The sequence below is a fragment of the Nocardia sp. JMUB6875 genome (genome assembly GCF_041154655.1).
Classification (GTDB): domain Bacteria; phylum Actinomycetota; class Actinomycetes; order Mycobacteriales; family Mycobacteriaceae; genus Nocardia.
Genome location: NZ_BAAFGR010000309.1, coordinates 1 through 4902, shown reverse-complemented (window position 1 = coordinate 4902; position 4902 = coordinate 1). Strand labels below are relative to the sequence as shown.

Genomic DNA, 4902 nt, shown 5'->3' with positions numbered 1-4902 from the left:
GGGGTGACGGATCCTCCGGCGCGGGGGCTGCCTCGCCGGCGGGCGCGGCGGTTCGACGGTGCCTGCGCGAATTCCACCAGCCGCGGATCTGGGAGAGGCGGGTGGCTCGGGCAGGCCAGAACTCTTGGACGCTGGCATTGAATTCGGCACCCAGGATGATCGCGAAGGCCAAGAAGAACGTGAACAGCAGGAATGCGATGGGGGCGGCCAAGGCGCCGTAGGAGATTCCGGTCTTGGTGATCCAGGTCAGGTAGCGGCGCAGGCCCTCGCTGGCGGCCATGAAGAACACACCCGCGACCAGAGCGCCGCCGAAGAGGCGGTGCCAGGGGAGGGTGCGGTGCAGGGCCATTTTGTAGAGGAAGGTCAGGCCGACGATCAGGAGCAGGCCGGTGCCGGGGTAGTAGAACGTGTCGATCAGGCGCAGCCCGGGTTCGCGCCAGGCGTGGGGGAGGACGCGGCCGACGATGGTCGGGCCCAGCGCGATCAGGGGCAGGATCAGGACGGCGATCAGCAGGAAGCCGACGTAGAGCAGCAGGGCGAAGATGCGCTGCCAGACCGGGTGGCGGGCCGTGGCCTGACCGTGCGCGGCGGTGATGGCGTCGACGAAGGTGGCCATGGCCGAGGAGCCGGCCCACAGCGACAGCACGAAGCCGACCGAGACCACACCGCCGTGGCCGCGCTGCAGGACGTCGTTGACCGTCGGCTGCACCAGGGAGTCGACCACGCTGGGGCTGAACGCCTTCCGCGCGAAGCTCACGATCTTGGACTGCACGATGCTCACCGTGTTCGGGCCGAACCAGTGCCCGACATAGCCGAGGCTGCCGAGCAGTCCGAGCAGCAGCGGTGCCAGCGACAGCGTCTGCCAGAAGGCGGCCGCGGCCGATTTGTTGAAGATCGAATCGTCCCAGGCCTTCACCGCGACGTGCACGACGAGTTGCCGGATGCGCCCCCACCGGGTGGCGGCGAGCACGACGGGCGTTGCGGGCGCGGGCGCGTCGGCGTGTTGCGGAGAGTCGTCGGGCGCGTTCATCGTGGCCTAAGCATCGCCTACCAGCGGTTCGAATGGGAGCGGACCCGCAATGTGTCGTGGCGCACTCGAAGGGGCTGTGTCGGATTGGAAAGCTGTCGGGTTCGATCGCTACTCTCTACCGAGTGACTTCGGGTGGTGGCGGTTCGTTACGTGCATGGCAGCGCAGGGCACTAACCAAGTATCTGACGACCAAGCCACGCGATTTTCTTGCCGTTGCGACTCCGGGCGCCGGTAAGACGACCTTCGCGTTGCGGGTGGCTGCCGAGTTGTTGAACGACCGCACGGTCGATCAGGTGACGGTGGTAGCGCCCACCGAGCACCTCAAGCACCAGTGGGCGGCCTCGGCCGCGCGCAACGGGATTCAGCTGGACTCGAACTTCTCGAACTCGACCGGCTCCACGTCCTCGGACTACCACGGTGTCGTGGTGACGTACGCGCAGATCGCGTCGCACCCGTTCAAGCACCGGGTGCGGACCGAGAACCGCAAGACGCTGGTGATCATGGACGAGATCCATCACGCCGGTGACGCCAAGAGCTGGGGCGAGGCCGTCGAGGAGGCGTTCAGCGACGCCACCCGCCGCCTGCACCTGACCGGTACCCCGTTCCGCAGCGACGATTCGAAGATCCCGTTCATCACCTACGAGGTCGACGAGTCCGGTTTCGAGAAGTCGAAGGCCGACCACACCTACGGCTACTCCGAGGCGCTCGCCGACGGCGTCGTCAGACCGGTGGTGTTCCTCGCCTATTCCGGTGAGGCGCACTGGCGCGACAGCGCGGGCGAGGAGTACTCGGCCCGGCTCGGCGAACCCCTCAACGCGGAACAGACCGCGCGCGCCTGGCGCACCGCTCTCGATCCCGCGGGCGACTGGATGTCGAAGGTGCTGCAGGCGGCCGACACCCGCCTGCGGCAGCTGCGCGCCACCGGCATGCCCGACGCGGGCGGCCTGGTGATCGCCACCGACCAGGACAAGGCGCGCGACTACGCCGAACTGCTGGAACACATCTCGGGCACCAAACCGACCATCGTGCTCTCCGATGACCCGGACTCCTCCAACCGCATCGGCGAGTTCAGCAACAACACCGATCCGTGGATGGTCGCGGTGCGCATGGTGTCCGAGGGCGTCGACGTGCCGCGCCTGGCCGTCGGTGTCTACGCGACCAGCGCCTCGACCCCGCTGTACTTCGCGCAGGCCATCGGCCGCTTCGTGCGTGCCCGCAAGGCCGGTGAGACCGCCAGCGTCTTCCTGCCCTCGGTGCCGGTGCTCCTGGATCTGGCCGCCCAGCTGGAGTTGCAGCGCGACCACGTCATCGGCAAGCCGCACCGCGAGGCCAACGCGCTCGAGGACGAACTGCTCATCGACGCCAACAGGCAGAAGGACGAACCGGGCGAGGAGGAGAAGAAGTTCATCGCCCTGGCCGCCGACGCCGAGCTCGACCAGGTCATCTACGACGGCGACTCCTTCGGCACCGCCACCTTCTCCGGCAGCGACGAGGAGGCCGACTACCTCGGCATCCCGGGCCTGCTCGACGCCGACCAGATGCGCGCCCTGCTCCGCGAACGCCAATCCCGCCAGCTCCAGGAACGCAGCGCCGTCGCCGCCGCCCCGGCGGGCCCCGCGGTCGAGGCCGCCGCCGAACGCGCCGCCACCTCCGACCGCCTCTCGGAGTTGCGTCGCGAACTCAACTCCCTGGTGGCCATGCACCACCACCGCACCGGCAAACCCCACGGCGTCATCCACGGCGACCTACGCCGCGAATGCGGCGGCCCCCCAACCGCTCTCGCCACCGCCGACCAGCTGACGGAGCGCATCGCCGCCCTCCGCCGCCTCTGATCCACTGAGTGGCGCAGGGATCACACGATTTCCAGCTCCACCTCGACCGGATCGCCGACGGTCAGTCCCTCGGCGGTCCGGACGGCCTTCTTCATCGGCAGCACATACGTGCCCCGCTTGCTGTCCGGAAAGATCGAAGTGGACCACCGGCTGCTGCCCACGGTCACCTTGACCTTGATCGACCCGAACCCGGCCGCGGTATGCCCGAACCGCTCCTCGATCTCGTCGGCGACGGCCTCGGGCAAACTCACGAAGAACCACGACGCCTGCGCCTCCCACTCCCAGAGCTCAGCCGTAAACGAGTACTCGCGGTTCGCCATACCGCCGACCGTATCGCCCACGACCGACAGATCAACGAGTGAAATAGCGGGCGGGGGAGACGCCGACCTCGCGGTGGAAGGCGGCGACATAGGAGCTGGGGGTGGCGTAGCCGACGCGCTCGGCGATCCGGGCGACCGGCAGGCCGGAGGCGAGTAGCGGCAGGGAGGCGGCCAGGCGGAGCTGGGTTCGCCACTGGCCGAAGGTGATTCCGGTTTCGGCGAGGAAGCCGCGGGCCAGGGTGCGCGGGCTGGTGGCGACCGCGGCGGCCAATTCGGCGAGAGTCCGCTGATCGCCGGGGTCGGCGCGCAGCAACTCCGCGACCCGGCGCGTGCGCGGATCCTCCGGCGTAGGGGCCCCGATGGGGATGACATCGACCGGATCGAGGAGGTCGAAGACGACCGCCTCGGCCCGTTCCCGCTGGTCCTGAGTGGTGGCGTCCGAGGTCAGGTGTAGGAACAACTCGTGCATGAGCCTGCCGACCCGCAGCATGGTCGGTACCGGATAGGCCACCGGCGAACGCTCCGGCGTCAGGTAGATGCCGTGCATGATCGCGCCCTCGAGAGTCCCGGTCCGATGCCGCGTCCCGCCGGGAATCCACAGCGCCCGCGTCGGCGGCAAAACCCAATGCCCGCCCGCCGTCTCCACGGTCAGCACTCCCCGTGCCGCCCAGGCGATTTGATGCTGCGGATGCTCATGCTCATCGAACCAGTGCCCGGCGGGCAGCGTGCCCGCCCCGAACACCATCGCCGTCGGCCCGGACGGCGCGCTCAGCACCCGAGGTTGACCGTTTGACGACACAATCTGTCACTGTAGTCTCTCGCGGTCATCGCCGTCGCTGCCTACCGTTCTCCCATGGGTATGAACTACTTCCACCAGGTGCTCTGCCGCTCGAGCATGTGGGAGCGCGCCAGCGCCACCCGCATCGTTCCCTGGGCGCTGAACGGTATCGACCTCGGCGATCAAGCCCTCGAAGTCGGCCCCGGCTACGGCGCGAACATCAGTACCCTTCGCGGCCGCGTCCCCGAACTCACCGGCCTGGAAATCGACCCCGCCCTGGCTGCCCGCCTCCGCACCCGCCGCTCCGACCTGCGCGTCATCGAGGGCGACGGCACCGCGATGCCCTTGCCTGACAAGGAATTCAGCTCGGTCGTCTGCTTCACCATGCTCCACCACGTCCCGTCTCCGGCTCAGCAGGACGACCTCTTCGCCGAAGCCTTCCGAGTCCTGCGCCCCGGCGGCGTCTTCGCGGGCAGCGACGGCCTCGACCGCCTGACTTTCCGCCTCATGCACCTCGGCGACACCTGCGTCCCGGTCCCGCCCGCCACCCTCACCGACCGCCTGACCCGCGCTGGTTACGCCGATGTCGAGATCGACACCGGCGCAACCATGTTCCGCTTCCGGGCCCGTCGCCCCTGACCGAACCGGTTCAGCCGAAGTAGACGGCCGGGTCCAGGGCGTCGATCGGCGTCCAGCGGGGGATCGATGCCGGGGCTTCGTCGGCTGCTTCCGGCGGGGCGCTGCGGTAGCCCTGGAGATCCAGGGCCAGCCAGGGGGTTTCGTCGATCAGGCGGATTACCGCGTAGCAGGTGGCGAGCATGTGGAGGCAGCGGGCGTTGCGGGCGCGGCAGGAGCAGTCGGTGCCCGCGAGGACGGGGGCGACGGAGAGTCCGGCGGCGACCACCGCGGCGTGGAGTTCGTCGCTGAAGGTGAGGGTGTCGG

At 69.0% G+C, this 4902-nt stretch carries 5 protein-coding genes and 1 pseudogene; 2 read left to right on the top strand and 4 right to left on the bottom strand.

Annotation, left to right across the window (positions count from 1 at the left end):
* Positions 1 to 1030 (bottom strand): YihY/virulence factor BrkB family protein (locus tag ACAM49_RS38815; RefSeq protein WP_369640504.1); only part of this gene is annotated, 1030 nt, incomplete at its 3' end.
* Between the two features lie 122 nt (positions 1031 to 1152).
* Here ACAM49_RS38815 and ACAM49_RS38810 point away from each other — a divergent pair.
* A complete protein-coding gene (locus tag ACAM49_RS38810) occupies positions 1153 to 2862 on the top strand; it encodes a DEAD/DEAH box helicase (protein WP_369640503.1) in 1710 nt (569 codons plus the stop codon).
* 20 nt (positions 2863 to 2882) lie between these two features.
* On the opposite strand, the gene ACAM49_RS38805 is transcribed toward ACAM49_RS38810, so the two are convergent.
* Together ACAM49_RS38805 and ACAM49_RS38800 are read right to left on the bottom strand one after the other, a co-directional pair.
* A complete protein-coding gene (locus ACAM49_RS38805) occupies positions 2883 to 3182 on the bottom strand; it encodes a DUF1905 domain-containing protein (RefSeq protein ID WP_369640502.1) in 300 nt (99 codons plus the stop codon).
* A 31-nt stretch (positions 3183 to 3213) separates the two neighbouring features.
* Positions 3214 to 3981, bottom strand: coding sequence for a helix-turn-helix domain-containing protein (locus tag ACAM49_RS38800; protein WP_369640501.1), 768 nt, complete (start codon positions 3979 to 3981; stop codon positions 3214 to 3216).
* Between the two features lie 60 nt (positions 3982 to 4041).
* On the opposite strand from ACAM49_RS38800, the gene ACAM49_RS38795 reads away from it, so the two are divergent.
* Complete coding sequence (locus tag ACAM49_RS38795) at positions 4042 to 4599, top strand: class I SAM-dependent methyltransferase (protein WP_369640505.1); 558 nt, start codon at positions 4042 to 4044, stop codon at positions 4597 to 4599.
* A 10-nt stretch (positions 4600 to 4609) separates the two neighbouring features.
* Here ACAM49_RS38795 and ACAM49_RS38790 read toward each other — a convergent pair.
* Positions 4610 to 4902: pseudogene (locus tag ACAM49_RS38790) on the bottom strand (hypothetical protein); the annotation flags it as partial.